The organism is Paenibacillus sp. FSL H3-0457 (genome assembly GCF_037981725.1).
GTDB classification, from domain to species: Bacteria; Bacillota; Bacilli; order Paenibacillales; family Paenibacillaceae; genus Paenibacillus; species Paenibacillus amylolyticus.
Genome location: NZ_CP150283.1, coordinates 1616181 through 1637697, shown reverse-complemented (window position 1 = coordinate 1637697; position 21517 = coordinate 1616181). Strand labels below are relative to the sequence as shown.

Below are 21517 nucleotides of genomic sequence, written 5' to 3'. Positions count from 1 at the left end.
GGTTACTCCCTCACTAGAAATCAAAATTTATAGAAATTTTCTCTTTTAAATTTATCTGCTGTAATTCTAATCGTTCTTCCATTCCTTCATCGACAATACTTATTTCCTTCAACGAAATAGAATCATTTTCTACCATCATTTTTATGATTTTTATATAGTTATTCATCATATTTTCTATCATTTCTTTTTCAAATAGCATTGTTGAGTATTCGATACTTAGAAACAACTGCTCATTTTTTTGTTGTACAAATAGAGTTAGAAAAAATTTTGATGTGTCAAACTGTATATCTTCGTAACTTAAAATAAGATCTTCACATTCTATTTTGTCAATATTTGCATTTTGGAAAGTGAATACCACATCAAATAATGGATTTGCATTTAAATCTCTTTTTAAATTTAATCGTTCAACTAACAAATCAAAAGGGAAATCTTGGTTCTCAAAAGCTTTAAGTGAATTTTCTTTAAGCTCTCTAACAAATTGCTTAATGCTTAAATCTTCGTTTAGATAATTTCTCATTGATAACATATTAACAAACATTCCCGCAGTTCTTTCTAAATCATTGTGATTTCGACCTGCTACCGGAGAACCAATAGTGATGTCTACTTCACCTGTATATTTATACAGAAGTACATTAAAAGCACTCAATAATATCATATAAAGAGTACATTCGTTCTTTAAGGCAAAATCTGTTACGCTTTCGAACAAATTTTCGTCTATCGTTTTATGATATATATCTCCCTTAAAAGAAGGGTTTGAGGATTTTGGATAATCAAATGGAAGTCTCAAATCTGTAACGGGCTTACTAAACATATCAAGCCAATATTCTTCCTGCATTATTAAATATTGTGATGACATATTGTTGATTTGCCACATAGAATAATCTTTATATTGTACTCGTAAATTAGGTAATGACTTACCAGTGTACAAATCAAAAAAGTCTTGTGTTAAAATTTTCATAGTAAAACCATCCGCAATAATATGGTGCAAATCATAAACTAGCATGTGTTTCCCTATACTAATTTTAATTAAATGCACTCTAAACAAAGGGGCATGGAATAAGTCGAATGGTTCGATTAGCTCCTCAATTAGTGTGTCTATTTTTTTAATATCAACTGAACCAGTCGGTATATTTAGATAATTGATTGTAAAATTAATATCATCAAAAATATGCTGCATAGGAACGCCATCTATTATGGAAAATGCTGTTCTTAAAACATCATGTCTATTTACTAATCTTTGAAAGGCTATTTCTAATTTCTTTAAATCTAATTCCCCCTCAATGATTAGTCTTCCAGTCATGTTATAATTCGTACTTTTTTTATCTAGTTGATTCAAAACAAATAATCTTCTTTGTGCGTAGGATAATGGATAATAGTTTCTTTTTTCAATTATCTCAATATTAGAGTAGTTAACATATTTTTTATTTCTAATACATTTGGCTTGATCTTTAACAGTCTGACACATAAAGATATCTCTATAGGTTAATCTAATTTTAAAAACCACATGTACCTTTGATATCAGAGCTGTAGCTTTTAGGGAATGTCCTCCTAATTCGAAAAAATTATCATTGACTCCAATTTGTGATACTGCTAATACTTCTTTCCAAACATCAATTAGTTTGTGTTCAATCTCAGTTTCTGCTGCTTCATATACATTTTTTATGATTGTTGTATTATGATTTTCGCTCAGAGTCAATTGTAACAACTGTTCTTCTGAATAATTCATTAATGGTGTCAAATAATTTTTGTGAACAAGATTTTCTTTGTTTATAACATTAATTGTAAAATTATTTTTTTTCCTATTCAGCTCTTTATCTTCATTTAAATAGTGAATTAAGTAATCATGTTTATTATTAAGATATTCATCTTTGTAGTGGTTTTCTCCTGACTCAATTCTCTTATCCGTTTCTATTAATAACTTATATGGATGTGGCCCGCGTTTGATTAGAGCTTTATAATCATGTGAATGGTTATTCATTGGTGAACTAAGTTCTATTCTGCCTGTATCTATTCGATTCAACGAAATAACATTTTGTCCTTTATCATGACTAACTTCACGAGTATATCCGATAAGTTCAAAAAATCTTGAAGAAATATCTAGATCATTCACCAAATAATTTATTATGTCTTTTTTGTTTGGATGTAATATTTTTTGCGTATGAATACTAACAGGATCTTCGAGGAGCTCAATAACACCCACCTCATAAATAGAGATAAATGCCACTTTTTTTCCATTAAAAATCACTGCTGGCTTAGCTTCACTTATTACTTCAAAATCAAAATCATTATTCTTTAAATTTTCTTGAAAGTGTTTTATATCTTCAACTTTAATACAAATATGGTAAGGAGTGTTACCGTTAATCTCTAGCAAACTAATAATTGGTGATTCCTTATCAATAGGAGCGACTAACTCAATAGTTCCTAAATCTTCTCTTTGACATAATGCTAACTTCACATTTTGGATAGGATCTTCAATAACATTACTAATGTTATAACCTAATTCACTATAAAACTTAATGGATTGATTAATATCTTGAACTGCAATACCCAAATGATCAAAAATCGTATTATGCGTTACAAGTTTATTATTGTAATATTTTTCATAAGACTCATTGATATAACAGTCCACATAATCAATTAGAGTAATTTGTTCAACACTAATTTGATAATCAATCCATTCTGATGTAGTGTTTATTTTTCTCCAGTTGTTTTTTTCTAAAAAATCTAAAAAAGGCTTGTTTTTATTCGTGACTACATACTGAGCTTGGAATTCAGTAATTCCTTTTTCTGCATAATAATCTTTTAAGCAGCTTAATGTAGCAACTTCGATTCCTTTGGCTAGAACTCGGCAACTTAACATAAAAGAAATAAACTCTAATTTCTCTTCGTTTTCTCTAACAATTATGGCTCCGGTTAATCCATATTCCCCAAATTTATCTCCCACTTCTATAATCCAGCATTTAACAAATGGGTCTGCTATAAGGATTGAAATATCATTCTCAGTTCTCTTTATAGAATTTAAATTAAATTGATTTGTCCTATACGTAAGTTGAGATACTCTAGATAAATCATTGGGATCCATTATCCTCAGACTAAGTTTTAACTGAAGTTGTTTTAAAAAGCCTTCTACATCCATTGAGTTTACAGAAGTTAAAACATTCTTTCTCTTCTTCTCCGCTAAATACATCTCAGTTCTTTGTTGATCTTCCTTGGTAACTTTAAATTGATCAAAAGCCCAAACATGTTTCAAAAATTCAGGTATTAGTGTAGATTCTTCTGGAATTTGTAGTGTCAAAACTTCTGGGCTGTTTTGCATAACTTCATAACACTCAGTTAAGCTGTCATCTAAAAAAATAAAGCTATCTGTTGATAAATTCAATTCTAAACTTATATCTTTAATATTTGTGGATTTTGCCTCCCAATTAATTCTACTTGAAACAAAGTCCTCTTTTCTCAAGATCATTTCAGGGTGACTATTAAATATTTCCCAGACATCTTCTTCATTGTTCTTACTACATATAGCTAAAAGCATACCCTCATTTTTTTTTCGTAATAAAAAAGATTGCAAGTATTGATAGGATGTATCAATCTTCAAACCATGTATCCCATCTTCTCCGCAGATTCCATTCCATAAAGTATTGTCGCAATCTACAACAATGACCTTAAATTTTTGTTTTCTCCATGCCACTAATTTCCTCGATGTCAACGCCCCAGCTGCTGCAAAAAAAACTTCTGTATATGGAATATGCGCCATAGAGTCCTGAAGGGTATCCTCTACCTCAGAAATATCATAAATTTGCTCAATCTCTCTATAATCTATGATATTAATACCATCTATTTTCGATAACTGGTCTACCCATTCTTTATAGATCTCTTTTAAAATTCTCTGTATTGAATCACTCGTATTAATAGATAAGGGGAAAATCCCTACAAAATAAGTGGATTTCAGTTCTTTTGTTTGCATAATATCTAAAACTTGCTGGAACATAGTATATAGGATCTCACGACACTGAAATTCATCATGTATGTGATGACGAATCCAATCCTCAAATCTAATAAATAATAAGTTAACATCTCTATTCTTAGACAATTCACTTTCAGAATCCAGTAAATTTTGTATCACTTGATCGTAACTTGTAAAAGAGATTTGAACTGATTCGTTAAAATGATTTAACCACCAACTCATGTATGGTTCAATTAACTCAGAAGTAAAAGTAGAACTTATAATTACATTTAACTTTTCTTCTAAGTTATCTTCTATTACTTCCGTAGTATTTTTGATACAAGAAAACAATTCTTCTATACTCATTCTCTCATTTGAAATAAGAAGTTCTAAGGTTTTTATATATTTATTCATTATTTGCTTAATACGATATACATTAAATAGTTCACTATTATAAAGAAAATTAACAGAGGTTTCCCCGTAATTTTCTATTTGGATCGTCAGATCGAAATTTGTTTTTTCATAAATAAATTCTAGGCAAGTTGATAAACTTGATAAATTATTATCAAATAAGGGATAATTTTGAACTACTACAACAGAATCAAATAAATTTGTAGATTTATTATATTTAATAAAATCTTTTATTTCAGGTATTGAGGTATTTTCATATTCAGCTCTTTCGCTTATGTTTTTTTCGAGCTGTGTCAATAATACATCAACTGAATCCTTATAGTTAATTTTCACTCTTAACGGTACTGTATTTATAAATAATCCTACTATTTTATCGATTTCACTTATTTCAGGAGGACGACCAGATACTACTGTACCGAAAACGATGTCTCCCTGCCTATTACTATATTCAAGCAACAAGCTCCATGCTAAATAAAAAACCGTCGCACTTGTAACATTGTTCATTTTAGTAAATTCATTTATTTTACTAAATAATTCTGTATTTAATGTTTGTCTATATGCCTTCTCTTCCGTTAAACCTATTTTTTGATTATTTTCAATAAATGGTAAATCAATCTTTTTCAGATCTCTTAAGTAGTATGACCAATATTTTTTTTCACTCGATCTATCCCGATTAGAAAGCCAACGTATATACTCTTTATATTTATTTTTTTTCAAGGGTACTTCTACGTTTTCACCTTGTAGAAACTTCTCATAGATATCCAAAAATTCTCTAATCAGTATGCTATTACTCCAACCATCATACAGGACATGATGACTAGAAATTATCATCAATGCTTTATCTTTCTTATACTCACACAACGTAATATGAAATGGATGATAATTAAAATTGATACCTTTCTTTCTATCTTCTATTACAATCTTTTCGATCTTTTGCTGTATATCTTCTTCTTTGGAGAAGTGAACTAATTCAAAAGTGTTAATGTCAATTTCAGCTTCTTTTAAAATGATTTGAACTGGAATACTAATATTTTCCCATCTAAAAATGGCACGGAGCATTTCATTAGAAGCTACAACAAAATTCCATGCTTTTTTAAATATTTCCACATTTATAATTCCAGAGATTTTAAAACCTACTTGTTCATAATAAAGATTTTTTTCTGGATTAATCAGTGATTGGAATAGTAATCCTTCTTGCATTTGAGTCAAAGGAATGATGTCTTCTACATTTGCTTTATTAATTGCATATTGTTTCTCCGACAATGCCCTTACTCCTTTCTTTAACTCTATAGAACCTCACTTATATTTTCAATCTGCTCTCTAACAAAATACTTTTTAGATAAAATATTTAAATATCTGGCATTAGCTTTGCTTTTAAGGTCAAGATTCAAACCTAATGAAACATTTACAAATATCGATTCAAAAGAAACATCGTATGGATTCAATTTTTCCTTCCAATTATTATGTTCTGCCTGATCTAACTCTAAACTTATATATCTTTTCTGCGGTATAACTTGATTATATACTTTATGATTTATCAATTGAATGCGCTTACCATTAATATAAATAATTTTGATTTCTTTCCTTAAAGCAAAATTCAAAGCTTCTTCTATCTTATTAATAATGGGTTCTCCTTTATCATTTAAAGATGTATTACATATTATAGGCACGTCAGTTTTATCTTTAAATTTTTGTAAAACTTGATATAATTGCTCGTTAGATGTACCTTGATTCATTGTTTGAACGCGTGCACTTCTGTCAAGATGGGCAACACCTGGTATTTCCGTTTCTTTATTTTTATTTATCTTAAAAGTATGAAGCATAAAAGGTGATGTATAGGCGTTCTCAAACCATTCTACTAATTCTTCCTCCATCACAATAGGAGCAACTGGACGCCACCATTGTCGCCCTTTTATTTGATTCAATTGATCTTTTGCCTTTAAAGTTCTAGGATCTGAAAGTAGACTTCTATTACCTAAAGCTCTTGGCCCAATTTCCGAAGCACCATTAAACCATACTATAGGCGAATCTTGAATATCTATAACGGCCTGTTCTGCAGAAAAATCACTTACCTTTTCGATGAAAGACTTGAATTCCTCATTCTGTAATATTTCTGTTAATCTTTGATCTTGGTCTCCATAATAAGCATGTGTCATTTTATAATTAATATTGCCCATTTTTTTATAAAATGCATAAAGAGCGATACCAAGGGATTGTCCTGAATCGCTTACACACGGCGGAGCAATATAATCTTTAAATTTATATTTAGTCATTATGTGGCTATTCGTAGGACAGTTTAATGAAAATCCTCCAGACATCGCAATATGTGCTTCTGTTGGATTAATATCATATTTTGTGAGGACATCATCAATATTAAAATCCATAATCATTATTGATAGTTCTTGGACTTTTTTCATTACCATACTAATTTGGTTTTCTTTAATTGTAAATCTTGAATCGTAACCATTGAATAATATGTCTTTATCATCTTCAGTAAAGCTTGTTACTTGATTATATAAAGAACGAACATATTCCAAAATTTCAATTCTACCTTTATTAAGGATGTTCTGTAGATCTACTTGCTCAAAATAGGCAACACTTTGACTCGCAGAACTTAGAGCCATTAATGTCCCCTCTTCATAACCACATATTCTTCTTGCAGCTTCCCATAATAATCCTGGTGAATACACTGGAAAGGCTTCAAACCCCCCTTCCCTTACCACCCCACCTAAAAATTGTATTTTATTTTTTATATCATTATCTATCACTGAATCCGAACCAAAATCAAGAGAGAATCCGATGATTGTATCGTTATAAAATTTATCTGAATCTAACAATATAGCTGAAAACAAGTGACTCATGGCGTGATACGAAAAATCCGGATATTCCTCTAAAGAGTGATAATCAGATGTAGTTTCAATTCCTGGCGTTCCCCAAATCTCAATCATATCATCTACTAACAAATTGTAGTTGCTTAATAACTTATTAATCACAACTTTTGCTTGATTTGCATCAAAGAATGCATGTCGATGATGCTTCTTCCCAGTAACTCTTTCCATTTCCCAATAATGAACCAGTTCTATTTGCTGATTCACAACACGCCATAATGACATATTTTGATCATGTCGATCTGAAACATGATATAAATTTCCTAGTTCGTTAATTTCTAAATAGGTAGATAAATAATATCCATTTTTCATAACATAATTTCCTTTCAACAATTAGTTCCAAATAATTTCGTCTGCAGAAGTAATTTGCTCTTTATTTTTATATATTTGTGTTTTGATATATACTTGTCTCGCATCAAATTTATTTGTTATATCTAGTGCCTCAGTAATTCCTCTATTCTCAACCATTACAAAGTAATATATTGATTCTAAAGGAACATCGTAAGGATTTAATTTCTTTTTCCATTCAAGAATAGATGAATCATTCAATTTGAAATTGAATGGTCTTGGTTGTGGTTCTACTTGTCTATATAAGTCGTGATTATGTAACTCAATTCGTGTTCCATTGACATATACAACTTTAATGCCTTTACGAAGCGCGAAATTTAAAACCTCTTCAATTTTATTAATGATAGGTTCCCCTTTGTCATTAAGAGATGTATTACAAATAATTGGAATCCCAGTCTGCTCTTTATAGGCTTCAATTAATTTATAAAGTTGCTGTAGAGAGGTGCTTTTATCAATCGTCTGAACCCTAGCAGTACCATCTAAATGTGCTACTCCAGGAATTAAGCCCAGCACTCTTTCTTTTATTTTAAAAGTATGAAGCATGAACGGTGATGGATGAGCATCATCAAACCATTCCTCGATATCTTCTTGCAATACGATTGGAGCAACTGGTCTCCACCATTGTCGATCTTTAATTTTATTTAAACTATCTTTAGCTAGTTGTGTTCTGGGATCTGATAACAAGCTTCTATTACCCAATGCTCTTGGTCCAACTTCTGAAGCACCATCAAACCAGGCTATAGGTGAGTCTTGAATATCTCTTGCAGCCTGCTCCGCATTAAATTCCGAAACGTGATTAATAAATTGGATATATTCTTCATTAAATATTAAATCTTTTAGATTTATATCACGATCTCCATAATAGGCATGCTCCATTTTAAAATCGAAATTTCTTTTCTTTTTAAAAAATGCATATAAAGCTATTCCAAGTGATTGGCCCGTGTCACTTACACATGGAGGTGCAACAAAACCTCTAAACTTGTACTTTAACATGAGGTGACTGTTCGTAGGGCAATTCAGGGAAAACCCACCTGACATAGCTAAATAAGCATTGGAAGTTTGTATATCGTATTGCTCTATAATCTTATCAATGTTGTAGTCCATCATTTCACTAGACAGTTTTTGAATTTTTTTCATTACCATACTGATATTATTTTCTTCTATTGTGAAGCGAGGATCATAACCACTAAATAAAGTCCTTATTTCCTTCGATGTAAAAGACTTTACTCTGTCATATAATTCTTTAATATATTCCACGCTCTGTAATCTACTTTTAGTAATTATGCTCTCTATATTCTCATTTTCAAAAAAGGCATGGCTTGTACTCGCGGAGCAAAGTGCCATGAGTGTACCTTCTTCAAGACCAAATACACTTCTTGCAGCTCCCCATAACAACCCTGGTGAATGAATAGGGAAAACTTCTATTTCACCTTTATTTACAACACAACCTGTGAAAGCTATCTTTTCTGCAGCGTTTTTATCAATAATAGAATCAGATCCTAAATCAACGGAAAATCCAATAACCGTTTTATTATTAAAGATTTCTGTATCAAACATTACTGTAGAAAACAAATGACTAATCGAATGGTAGGTGAAATCAGGGAAATCTTCGATCGAATGGTAGTCATGTACCGTTTCTAATTGAGGTGTGCCCCATATTTCCACCATATCTTCTAATGATAAATCGTAAGTACTTAATAGTTCATTCAGAAATTTTTTAGCCTCGTCTACATTGAAACAAGCATGTCGATGGTGCTTATTCCCTGTTATTCGCTCTAATTCCCAATAATGAATAAGCTCAACTTTATGATCTGTCAAGCGCCACAATGATACATTGTGATCATGCCGTTCAGCAAAAGAATATAAATTCGCTAACTCACTTATTTCTAAATATGTTGAAAGATAATACCCGTTTTCCATTAAAAACACCTTCCTTTGAATGGATGTATTTACTAACTATTAAATAGTTCATTTAACTCAAACTGACTGAGATTTAGCATTTCAAAATCTGAGGTTGAAAATTGGACCTCTTCTCTGCTGGTACAGTCTATAATAATTTCACGTAAGCATGATATAAATTCTACTTTGAGAGCTTCTGCTGTACTTTCTTTGAATTGTTTACTAGAAAAAGAAAGTACAAAATTAAATTTCCCTTGAGAGATCATTGCATTAATTTCCATCAAACTTGTAAAATGATTTCTTATGTCCGTATCTGGCCCCGTATCCAGGCTTGAAAGCTCCATGATTGAATTATTTATAAGTGTATCAACCTCACCATGATAATTAAAACGAATGAGTCTTGAACTCACCTCTTTCTGCTCATATAAAAAGCCCAGTCTTCCCCAGCCTGTCCCTTTATTAGGAATATTGCGAATACTTTCTTTAATTGATAGTATGTTTAATGATAAATCTTCTGACTCAATTAAATAAACAAAAGGATAAATAGATGTGAACCAACCTACCATATTTAACAAATCTTTCGATTGTGATTCTTCTAAAACTTCACGTCCATGCCCCTCTAGTTCTATACTAATTAGCCCTCTATCTCTGTTATTTATTCTGTAAAGCGCAAATATCAAAGCAGCCACTAAAAGCTCATTTGTTTGAGTATTGTAAGAAACATTAGCTTGTGATAAAAGTAACTTAGTTTCTTCTACCGTCAAATCACCATATAGCTTAATTTCACTATCCATGCTAATTATGCCTGAATGATCAAAGTCCGTTGGTAATGAATTAGTAATTTTATCTTGAATTCCGTTCCAATACAGCATCTCCACTGTAGAATAGTCACTGGATTGTTCTTGCTGTTTCTCTGTCCATGCTTGATATGAGCCTGCAATGTTATTATAAAAATTATGTTGTTTCTTTGAAAGGCGCTGAGTTATATGATCTAATATAATTCGCCATGAAACACTATCTATCACTAAATGATGAGCAGTCATAAATAGATATTGTTCATCTTCTCCCAAACTGAAAACTATCATTTTTATCAATAGATCTTTCGTAATATCCATGTTTGATTTAGCTAAAGTACAAATTTCCTTGAGTTTCTTATACTTTTCTTCAGAATTTTCTAAAAATAGGTCATAAAATTTCACATCATCTTCTTTAAAAAGATGATCATTGTTATAATACAGAGTTTCTTTCTCCATATTGTAGTTTATTCGTAAAGTGTCTTGATATTGAATCAAATCTTTTAAAATCACATTAATATCATTAATTGAAATATTTTGGTTCATTTTCAATATGATAGATTGATTGAAATAGTTTTGATTAAAAAATTTCTGTTTAAAAAACCATGAGATAATCGGGGATGGATTTATAGTTCCTTCAGCAGCCAGCTTAGTTTCTCTTACATCCCGTTCAATAAATTTAATTAGACTTCTGATCGTCGGAAAAGCTAATATGTCTTTAACTTTTAGATTGTATCCATTCTCATGTAATCGACTAGCGATAAGAATTGCTTTTATCGAGTCACCACCTAAATAAAAAAAATTGTCATCTATTTCGAGATGATCCACTTTTAGAACATCACAAAAAACGGAAATTAATAATTCCTTAATTCCGCCATCTAAGTGTTCATCTTCTGCTGAGTATTCTCCCAAAGAAAGAGGATCGGGTAGTTTGCTCCTATCTACCTTACCGTTTGGAGACAATGAGATTTTATCCAAGTTAATAATGTAAGATGGTATCATATAACTAGGTAATTGTTGTAAAAGGAATTCACGTGCTTCATGTGAACTAACCTTCTCCTTACATACGAGATATGCTACAAGTTGGGCAGAATCAGAGTCTACCGACCAACTTGTAACCACTGCATCAATAATTCCAGTATGCTTTATAAGATGGTTTTCAATTTCTTCTAGTTCAATACGATGTCCCTTAATTTTCACTTGATTATCCTGCCGTCCCAAGTAAATCATCCCAACATCTGATGTGTGTTTTGCCAAATCCCCTGTTTTATACATCATTTCCTCATTGAAAGGACTTAAAAGAAAGCGCTCTTTTGTAAGTTCAGTTTGATGGAGATATCCTCTTGAAATTCCAGCGCCTGCAACATAGATTTCACCAATAGCTCCAGGTGGGACAAGTTTTTTTTGATCATCAAGTAAATAGACCTTCATATTCTGAATAGGTTTTCCTATAGACACAAAGGATTTAATATCTTTTTCAATGTTATATTTATGAATCATACAACCTACTACCGTTTCTGTAGGACCGTACTCATTATAGATATCAATCTTACCATTAAAGCATTTGTGAACTTTTTTAGCCAAATTTGTTTTGAAATTCTCTCCCCCTACAATAAGTACTTTGACAATAGAATCACTAAAATCAAAGCCAGAAATATTTATCAAAAGTGAAAGATGAGCTGGCGTAAGTTTAATAATTGTCGACTTATTATCTCGAAGGATTTTGTGTAGTATAAATTCTTCTCCAATATTATTATATATTGCAATGGTATTGCCACTAATTAAAGGTGTATAAATTGAAGTTATCGTCAAATCAAATGCAATGGAAGAATATAAGGAAAATACATCCTTATTCTCATGTGCTTGATAAGCGTTTTTTGCCCAACAGATATAATTTACCAAACCTCTTTGTTCAATCATTACTCCTTTAGGACGGCCTGTAGAGCCAGAAGTATATATAATATAAGCTAAGTCAGTCGGGATATACTCTAGTGATAAATTTGAAGGGTCTCCTTTCATAAATAATTCTTCCTCGATAAAAACTACATTTGATATCCCCTTCAATTCACTATTTAAAAATAAATCAGTCAATAAAAGATCTGTTTTACTATCTTGTAAAATATATTGAATTCGTTCACTTGGGTAATCTGGATCAATAGGTAGATACGCAGCACCAGACTTCAATACAGCAAGAATAGATACAATTAACTCTATCGAGTTAGGTAGCATGATTGCCACTACAGAACCTCGACCAATCCTATGTTTTATTAAATGTTTTGCCATTCGATTAGCTTGATCATTTAACTCTTCATAAGTAATAGATTTAGAGTTCTCAATGATTGCCACTTTTTCAGGAGATTTGAATACTTGAGTTTCAAACAGTTGCTGTATTGTTTGTCCCTCTGGAAAACTCATATATGTATCGTTATAAGAAAAAAGTATATCTTCTTTTTCCTCTTTAGAAATCAACTCAATTTCTTCTATTGTTAGATTCCTTTGTCCTAACATTGTTTCAATGATATGAACCATTCGTTTATACATGTTATTTATTTCAATTAATGAGTAATCCTTGATTTTGTAATCAAAATACATTTCAATTTCTTCCTCATTGGAACACTCTTTTACAACGATTTGTAAAGAATAAGATTGATGACCACTATAAAGTTCTGTATATTCATATACTGCATAACCAAAGTTATTGGTATACTTCGTATTATAACAATTGATACATGTGTTAAAAATTTTATCGTAACCTTTTTTATTAAGTTGTAAGTCACTAGCAAGTAGGTCAAAAGGATACTTTTGATGATAGTAAGCTTGTTTTAATTTTTCATTAACTGTTTGCAAAAAAGTCATTACTGAGTAAGACGAGTCAATATTAACTCTAAATGGCATTGTACTAGTAAACATGCCCGTAATCTTTTTCTGTTTCACACCCGAACGGTTGTATATTGGCATCCCAACGGTTGCAACATTTTCTCGTGTAATCTTATGGACATAAGTTAAATATGCTGAAGTAAATAACGAGGTTAATGTTAGGTTATGTGATTTTATGAAATTCTTAATATTCTTTGATAGCGTTTTATCTAAAACAAACGAATTTCTTTTCCCTGTTGTGTTTTCAGAAGACTCCTCCAACACAGTTTCTGATAAGTCAGAAAATAAGTCATTCCAGTATTTTTTATCTTTTTCAAAACGCCTCGATTGAATGTAATCTTGCTCTTTTTCTAAATAATTTATATACGTAACTGGCTCATTTTCATTTGTTGATAAAACGTTGTTTGAGCTTAAATCATTGTAAGTATTTCCAATATAATCAGTTAACAATTTCATGCTCCAACCATCGGCAATAACGTGATGTAATTTGCAGATATACCCATACGTATCTTCCAACTGAAATAATGCAAAGTCAAATAACCGCGTTTCACTCATAATAAATGGTTTTTGAAACCATTCATTAGTCCACTGAAGAAACTTCTCTTGAGAATTATCTATTTCTTCAAAGTATACCTTCTCTAACTTCTCGGGTCTATATTGATTTAAATATTGCTGGGGCTCGGCATTAACTTCAGTGATCTGGTATTGTATAGCTGTATTATGCTCAATATAAGAATGTATAGTTGTTTCTAATACATCTAAATCAATGTACCCTTTTATCTTAATAATTCCACCAATATTATGCATCGAGGTGTTAGGATACATTTTTTCAATATACCATATTCTCTTCTGTGCATGGCTTAATGAATACAATTGCTTCTTTTCGGCTGTATAATGCATTTTCATTTTTTCTCCTTTCAATTCAAGTGAAGAAAGAGGGCTTTTCCCACCAATTTTTTTTTAAGATTTTAGCATTAAACTTTCAATTTATACTGTCTTATAAATATGTCATAAGAGGTTATTTACATTTAATCCTAATTTCATCACAACAAAAAACGACTCTCTACAATAGATAGTCGTTTTCGCGTAATTTTTTATTTCACACAGCTTCGCCCTTTCATATACTAGATTTTTATCAATAAAGTATACTACTCAGAAAACTTTTATAACCAAACTTCAACAAAGTGTGCCGTAACAACATCTCTGCCTAGATTTTTATTGTAACTATAATATATATTATCTTATGTTACAATAAAATCTAAATAATTAGATAGAACCAAAAAAACAGATATCATTTTCATCTCTATTATAATTCCCTATATTGGATTTATAGTATATGATTACTTGTATCATTAAACTTCATTGAAAGGATGAATACAAATATCAAATTCTCATTGGTACGCTTTATACGTAAAAACCGGATATGAAGATGAAACAAAATCGCTTTTAGAACAAAAACTCGGTCCTACGATGATCAGATGCCTATTGCCAAAGCGGAGAATCCCTGAAAAAAAAGAAAAAAACACAAAAATTGTTTTAAAAACAATGTTCCCTGGATATTTACTAATTAATGTTAAAATGGATTTTTGTACGTATTATGAGATTATCAAAATACCAAATGTAATTAGTTTACTGACTTATAATAATAAAAAAGATAGAACTACATCTGATCATAATACCTTGATAGAAGGAGAAGCCAACTATTTTAAAGCGCTTCCATCGGAAGAGGTTAACCTAATTCTAAAATTAATAGATGATAATGATATAGTGGAATTCTCAAAAGCTTTTTTTGATGGAGAAAAATTAGTGATAGAATCTGGCCCCTTAAGGGAGCTATCCTGCTCAATTAAGAAAATTGAAATACGTAAAAGTAGGGCTAAAATTTCTTTGAATTTTATGGAGACTCAATACTTAATGGATGTTGGAATTCTCATTACTCGTGAACAATAGTTACTTTAAAAATTGGAGGACTGTATATGAAACAATCTACTCAAAACCAAAATGAAATACATAAAACTGTCATTAGATTAATCCAAGAAATCTTAAATCATAATCTGGAAATTCTTAATGATGAAGATTTAGACTCTATTGGGTTAGATTCTTTAAAGGCAATAAATTTAATTGTTCAGCTAGAGGAAACTTATGAAATTGAATTTGATGATGAAGAACTAATTTTCGAAAATTTCTCAAACATTAATGTTATTACTGAACAAATAACTAATAAATTATCATTAAAGGAAATTTAGAAAAAGCTAACGGATGTTTTATTTAGATTGAAGAATAATTTATTTGGGATAGAAATAATAAAATCCTCAATGGCACTATAAAACCTCATGAAAGTGTATGATTAGAATCGTTTTCAAATCTTAGGAACTTTTAGCTATTTAGATTAGACTAAACTCTCTCGAAATTAACATCTTCTTACAACAGTTAAATAAGTTGTAAAGACCCGAAAAGAGGAGATTTTAATGAGGATGAGAAAGGGACTTAATACAGCTATGAATGCCACAACGAGTACCGAATGTATGAGCAGTATCTGGCTGTAAGGTTGCCACTGGGAAGGGCATCAACTGACTGAGATTCCAGATATCTGGAGCCGATCTGTTCTGGCAATCAGCGGCTATTGGAATGACTATCGCTGGCACGGGCTACAGGGATTGGATACTAATCCAATCCCCGTCCCAAAAAAACTAACCGCCCTCACAAGGGGAGCCACTTTGATCCTGGTAAAACCAAATATATTGCAAACCAATTATGCTCAGATAACTGAACTTATCTAAAAAAAGAAAATGGTCTTTCACCTTGATCTAACTGACCTTTGTGCTCTGGTAGCGTCAATTAATGAACTCTTCCTGATCTTCCGTATTAGCCAGATCCAGAGTATAGATTGCTTTTGAATAGCAAATGCCTAATGGATAAACACTTTGGATATGCCTTTTTAAGCGTATACGTTTTGCCATATTCCCAGTTCTAACTTTCAGGTGTACCTGGACTCAAACCGACAACGGGCAAGTGTTTCTCAGCAACGACTAGCCAGCTTAAGATTCCACCTATGGAAACATCAAGGAGCGAAGCTGTTTGCGGCTCTGGATTATGAAATAAGATATATTACTCACCGAGAAGAGGAAGTGCTCGACGTTTCGGCGTTCCAACTATTTTGACCGATACCCTACATGCATGAGCCATTTTTACAGCCCTTCGGTGGGGTTCAGTTCAGGGCCATAATTGGGTAGGTAGACTAAACGGAGCCTTGGATGCTGCTTCAGAAACGATCTGATTTCCTCAGCTTGATAAGTATGGGAGTTGTCCAGTACGGCGGTTAGTTGCCCAGAGCAAGCAAAATGTCGTGAATAAGTCTTCTTTCTGAAGTTCTAGGTCATTCGATCACATATTTCTTTATGAAACAGCTAAATCAATCTCCACTTGAAATGATTGACCGTTTCTTATTTGAGTATAAAAATTTTAAGTTTAATCCATATATTAGAACCTTAACTGAAATTCAGAATGGTGGTATACAGTAAATGGATCTCAAAAAAAAAGCAATTGCTATAGGAGTCAATGTAAATAATCAACCTGATTACAATGATACAATGGAAGAGCTGAGCAACTTAATTATTGCTTGTGATTTGGATGTTGTAGCTGAAGTTGTGCAGAATTTAAGATGTGTTACCCCATCACACTATATAGGTAAGGGTAAAATACCTGATATTCTCTCGAAAATCGAAAAATTCGGCGCTAATCTAGTTATTTTTAATGACGAACTCTCCTCTACACAAGTACGCAACTTAGAATTAGTTCTGAATTGCAAAGTAATTGATCGTACTAAATTAATATTGGAAATTTTTGCACAACGCGCGAAGACAAAAGAGGCCAAGCTTCAGGTCGAGATAGCCCATCTTCAGTACATGCTCCCCCGATTAATTGGATCAGGGGAATCTATGGATCGTCAGAGAGGTGGATCTGGAGCAAGAAATAAAGGCACAGGGGAATCTAAATTAGAATTAGATCGTCGGAAAATTGAAAATAAAATCAGCTTATTAAAAAAAGAGTTAGATATAATAGTGACACAACGAAGAACTCAACGAAGTAAAAGAAAAAAAAATAAGGTGCCTATAATTTCATTAATTGGATATACCAATGCTGGTAAGTCAACCATATTGAACACATTAGTTGATTCATATAATCAAGCATCAAATAAAAAAGTAACTGAAAAAGACATGCTCTTTACTACTCTTGAAACATCGGTACGACATATTCAAATGCCTGACAACAAAAACTTTTTTATCACTGATACCGTAGGTTTTGTGAGAAATTTACCACATCATTTAGTGGAAGCATTCAGATCGACATTGGAAGAATCCGCAGCATCTGACCTATTGATTCATGTAGTAGACTACTCCCACTCAAACTATATTGAATTTATTGAAACAACTAACTCTACTCTAAGAGAAATTGGAATTGACAATATCCCTATTATTCTTGTATTTAATAAGTCTGATTTAATGGACATAAATATCCCTAAATCAGAAGATAATCATGTTTTTATATCCGCAAAACATGGAATTGGCATTGATATGATCATTGACCTTATTCGCAACTACTTATTTCAGGACTATAAGACATGTACTATGAGAATCCCATATACAGAAGGTAATTTAGTCCATTACTTTAATGAATATGCTAATATTCTTTCAACAAGTTATGAAAATGAAGGTACTACATTAACCATGGAATGTACATTCAGCGATTATGAAAAATATAAAAAATATATTCATGAAGATAGTTAATTTACATGTTGAAATTTGCTAAGACCTACACAATTTCATGATTCAAGATGCATCCCCCTTATGTAATGAGCTCTTATGTAAGACAATTTATCATCTAATTCCATATCTCGGATAATCCCTTACATGGAATTAGGTGATAAATCCTGCGGAACCTTCTACTCATTCTGAAATTGAACCCGCACTCCTCTTACTGTGATTGCGCTAAGGAGTGGATTCGTCCAAAATGTACACTTTACACGCTTGGTTGACGTAAGTGCGGAAAACTGCAGGACCACTGTTAAACTGAGCGAATGAAGAAAAGCTCGCAATAAAGCGCCGCGACTGCTCCAGCAGTCGAAATCAATTCTTCCCCTTAAACACAAGCGAGAAAAGTAATTGAAAGACAACAAGCACAGAAAGGCCAAAAGACTTGCAAATGCCAGCCTGATGAAGTAGATTACATTTTTATATTATGAGAAAAGTTAAGAGCGAAACTTATTTAAGTTGAATTAAAGAAACGAATGACTAGAACCTAACACAGAGCCGGTCAATGATCGTCATAGGCAGTTTCATAATCTCGTCCATGAATTGCTGTACGTTGATTCGAATTTCAGTAACCGTGTGGTAGAAGACGTTGTTAATCACACATCAGATTTAAGCCATTTCCATAACCCTCAACTGCATTCAGTTGAGGGCTATAAGGAGGCAAAAAAACGAGTTCAAGCCGGTTTTCCATCTCCGTGAGGAACGGGATCAGCAGCTTGGCACGGTGGATTCGGGCATTGTCCAATATCATCACAATTTTGCCTGTGGGGTATTCATTTACAACCTTTTTCAAGAAACATAGAAATGTTTCTGCGGTATACTGCTCATCTTCCTGCCACACAATCTTGCCTGTTACATAGTCCACAGTTGCCAGCAGTTTGACTCCGCGATGTTTACCTGTGGTTGGAATCATCCGTTGCTTTCCGCGGAGAAACCACGTTTTCTGAATCGCTTGGTAGTCGCGAATCATGGATTCATCTTCAAAAAGGACATGTTGAATTTCGTCCTTTATCACTCTTTTTTTAAGTCGGGAAACGTGGATTCTGTAAAGATTCGTTGTTTTTCTTCGTTCGTCGCTGCCAAGGTATACGTTGGTTTGGTGTAACTTAGTCCCTGGCGATGCATCATTTTGGAGATACCACGAAGCGAATACGTCACGCCAAATTCCCGCTCAATCGATCGTTTGTTTCAACTGTTCTTGTTGTTCTGAAGTTAATCGAACAGGTGCACCTGGTGAATGATTCATTTGGAGACCCGAAAGCCCTCCGCTTTGATACGCCACAATGTAACCTTTTACGGTTTTCGCACTTCGATTTATCATATGAGCAATTTGATAAATTTCGGTTCCTTGCAGAAACAAATACAGTGTCTGGTACCGTTTGTACATCCGACGTTTCTTTGCTTGCTTCATCGCAGTTTCGATCTCTTGAAAGGATGCTTTAAAGTCCATTAAATTCCCCTGCCTATCTGAAGTTATTGTCTATATTACTTCGACAAGTAGCCACAAAATCCTTACCATAGGTTTACACCTTTTTTGTTTACATGGTTGCTAGACACTTCCATGATACCAAACGAAAAAGTTTTTTTTCAAGTCAAGGGAATAACATGTTTAGTCATTACAGTCGCAAGGTATTCAGTCTAATTTATAGCTGCGAAAAATGAGTGAGAACCAAATAAAACAACTCAACAATTAATTTATGTGCTCGGGAACTAATCGTGATTAGGTATATTCATCACCAAACACCACCCTTACTCCGTGGTGTTTGGTGATGAACTTCTATACCACTTATCTTCACTTCTGTTCAGTGGACCCCACATTTACCATATTGACTGACGTATAGGGATATCCTATTGTCATTCAATTCCACGTTTTAGTTCAATAACGGATTACTCATTAAGTTGCGTAAATATTATGATTGTAACTATCACTCAGATTTTATGAATAAGTGCCCTACCCTCAGTAATATAACTATTAATTAACGGTGAAAATATTCTTGCCCATTTGTGTCTGGCATCCCCGAGAGGAAACAGTATACCCTCAGTAACGTACCGTTTCTTATAATTATTCTTAAATAAACGCTTATACGTTTCCGTAGGCGATTCTCAATTTTTACTCACTTTCTTTAGTTGATTATGAAGTAACTTATTCAACGTCCAGACTAACCAATTAGCATCAAGGTTGAAATGTGTTTCCACATCATAGTGATTTTGTGCATCAAATAATGGCCACATTATATTTGGAATCCTTTCATCTTCTCTACTTTCACACATGATTTTGAAGTCATCCCGTATCTAATTAGATACAATTGCTTTAGATTACTTTTAAGCAATGAATTAAATTTGTGTGACTCTCCACCGTTGCTTGTTGCGTACTTATGTCTGCTATTAAAGAACTTTCACTGGTCACTTATCCACCAGTCGGTTTCGTTTAGAAACAAGTTTGACAGGAGAGGGGATAGAATTCTCCCTTGCCTTTTGAAGGTACACCAATACCTTCAATCTCAGCTTTCAACATCTTCGATGATACTTACAACAGGTTCTTGTCACGAACCCCATTGTCCATAACCGCTTCAATAAAATCATAACTGTGTTTGTGGAATCTAGCTTCACAAACAGATTCTAAAACCTGTTTGATACATGTTGTATGAGTCTTTGTCCAATATTTAGGATTTCTAAAAGGTAAGGTCTTTATTTTCCCAATAGGTTTCAGAATATCTGCTCGTCTAACTCACTGCGGGGTAAGTTTTTTAACCTGGTTATACCCCTGTCAAGTAGACTGATAAAAAAGCTATGCTGCCCGCGCACATCGATATTCAATCGGTGGGCGTTTGTTTGAGTTTGGCTTGAAAGCGTTGGTAGTTTATAATTGTAATTTTCCACCGTTTGTCGAATCTCCTCTTCTAAATTACGCTGTTTAAAGTACAGCTTCTCGGTCTTGAGATGGAAAAAGAAGGATCCGACGCATGCGTTATCCAGACAGGTTGCTTTGCGAGAGTAGCTCCCCTTGACGCCGAATGCTTCTAATAATGAGTTGTACACCTGAGACGTGTATTGGAAGCCTTTATCCGAATGGAGCATGGCTTCCGATATGTCTCTTTTTCGTGTCTACTGCTCCACCGTATCCAAAACGAGCTGAACATCGTTTCGTTTGGACAACTGCCCAGCTACAATCTCGTTGTTGAACAGGCCTTAATCACGAACAGGTAAACCAATGTGGTTCCATCCGAAATATAGGTACTATCCGTCACGATTTTTTTGCTGGGGGGGCTGTGGCTTGAAATTTGCGCTTCAGGCGATTCGGATAGATGACAAGAATTTTTCCGCTTCCTGCGAATCACCGATTGGATCGGTAGCTTCTGAATGATTCGCCATATTTTCTTGTGATTGACGTTCAGCCCCGCCTCCCAAAACGCTGTTGTCATGCGAGGATAACCAATGAATGGCCATCATGTGTTCTTTAATCTCACGATCATGGTCTTGTGTCTCGCTGTGGCTGTGTAACTCGCCATTTGTAGTAAATCGCTCGGGGTATTCCTGCAATGGTTA

The 21517-nt window shown here is 33.0% G+C and carries 7 protein-coding genes and 1 pseudogene; 3 read left to right on the top strand and 5 right to left on the bottom strand.

Annotation, left to right across the window (positions count from 1 at the left end):
• Window positions 1-13 precede the first annotated feature (13 nt).
• From MHH25_RS07215 to MHH25_RS07200, 4 genes are read right to left on the bottom strand one after another with little or no spacing between them, the layout of a single operon-like run.
• Window positions 14-5617, bottom strand: coding sequence for an HAD-IIIC family phosphatase (locus MHH25_RS07215; RefSeq protein WP_340019603.1), 5604 nt, complete (start codon window positions 5615-5617; stop codon window positions 14-16).
• Window positions 5618-5640: 23 nt separating this feature from the next.
• On the bottom strand, window positions 5641-7554 hold the full coding sequence (locus MHH25_RS07210) for a carbamoyltransferase C-terminal domain-containing protein (protein ID WP_340019602.1): 1914 nt from the start codon (window positions 7552-7554) through the stop codon (window positions 5641-5643).
• 21 nt (window positions 7555-7575) lie between these two features.
• A complete protein-coding gene (locus MHH25_RS07205; protein ID WP_340019601.1) occupies window positions 7576-9510 on the bottom strand; it encodes a carbamoyltransferase C-terminal domain-containing protein in 1935 nt (644 codons plus the stop codon).
• Between the two features lie 32 nt (window positions 9511-9542).
• The gene (locus tag MHH25_RS07200; protein ID WP_340019600.1) at window positions 9543-14060 is read right to left on the bottom strand and encodes an amino acid adenylation domain-containing protein; all 4518 of its coding nucleotides are present in this window, start codon (window positions 14058-14060) and stop codon (window positions 9543-9545) included.
• Window positions 14061-14534: 474 nt separating this feature from the next.
• On the opposite strand from MHH25_RS07200, the gene loaP reads away from it, so the two are divergent.
• From loaP to hflX, 3 genes are all read left to right on the top strand, one after another.
• On the top strand, window positions 14535-15110 hold the full coding sequence (loaP, locus tag MHH25_RS07195) for an antiterminator LoaP (protein WP_340020464.1): 576 nt from the start codon (window positions 14535-14537) through the stop codon (window positions 15108-15110).
• Window positions 15111-15136: 26 nt separating this feature from the next.
• Entirely contained in the window at window positions 15137-15406 is a 270-nt protein-coding gene (locus MHH25_RS07190; RefSeq protein WP_340019599.1) for an acyl carrier protein, read from the top strand.
• 1275 nt (window positions 15407-16681) lie between these two features.
• Window positions 16682-17947 (top strand): GTPase HflX, encoded by a 1266-nt coding sequence (hflX, locus tag MHH25_RS07185; RefSeq protein WP_340019597.1) that lies wholly within the window; start codon window positions 16682-16684, stop codon window positions 17945-17947.
• 504 nt (window positions 17948-18451) lie between these two features.
• Here the strand turns inward: hflX and MHH25_RS07180 are convergent.
• Window positions 18452-19421: pseudogene (locus MHH25_RS07180) on the bottom strand (IS630 family transposase).
• Window positions 19422-21517 lie beyond the last annotated feature (2096 nt).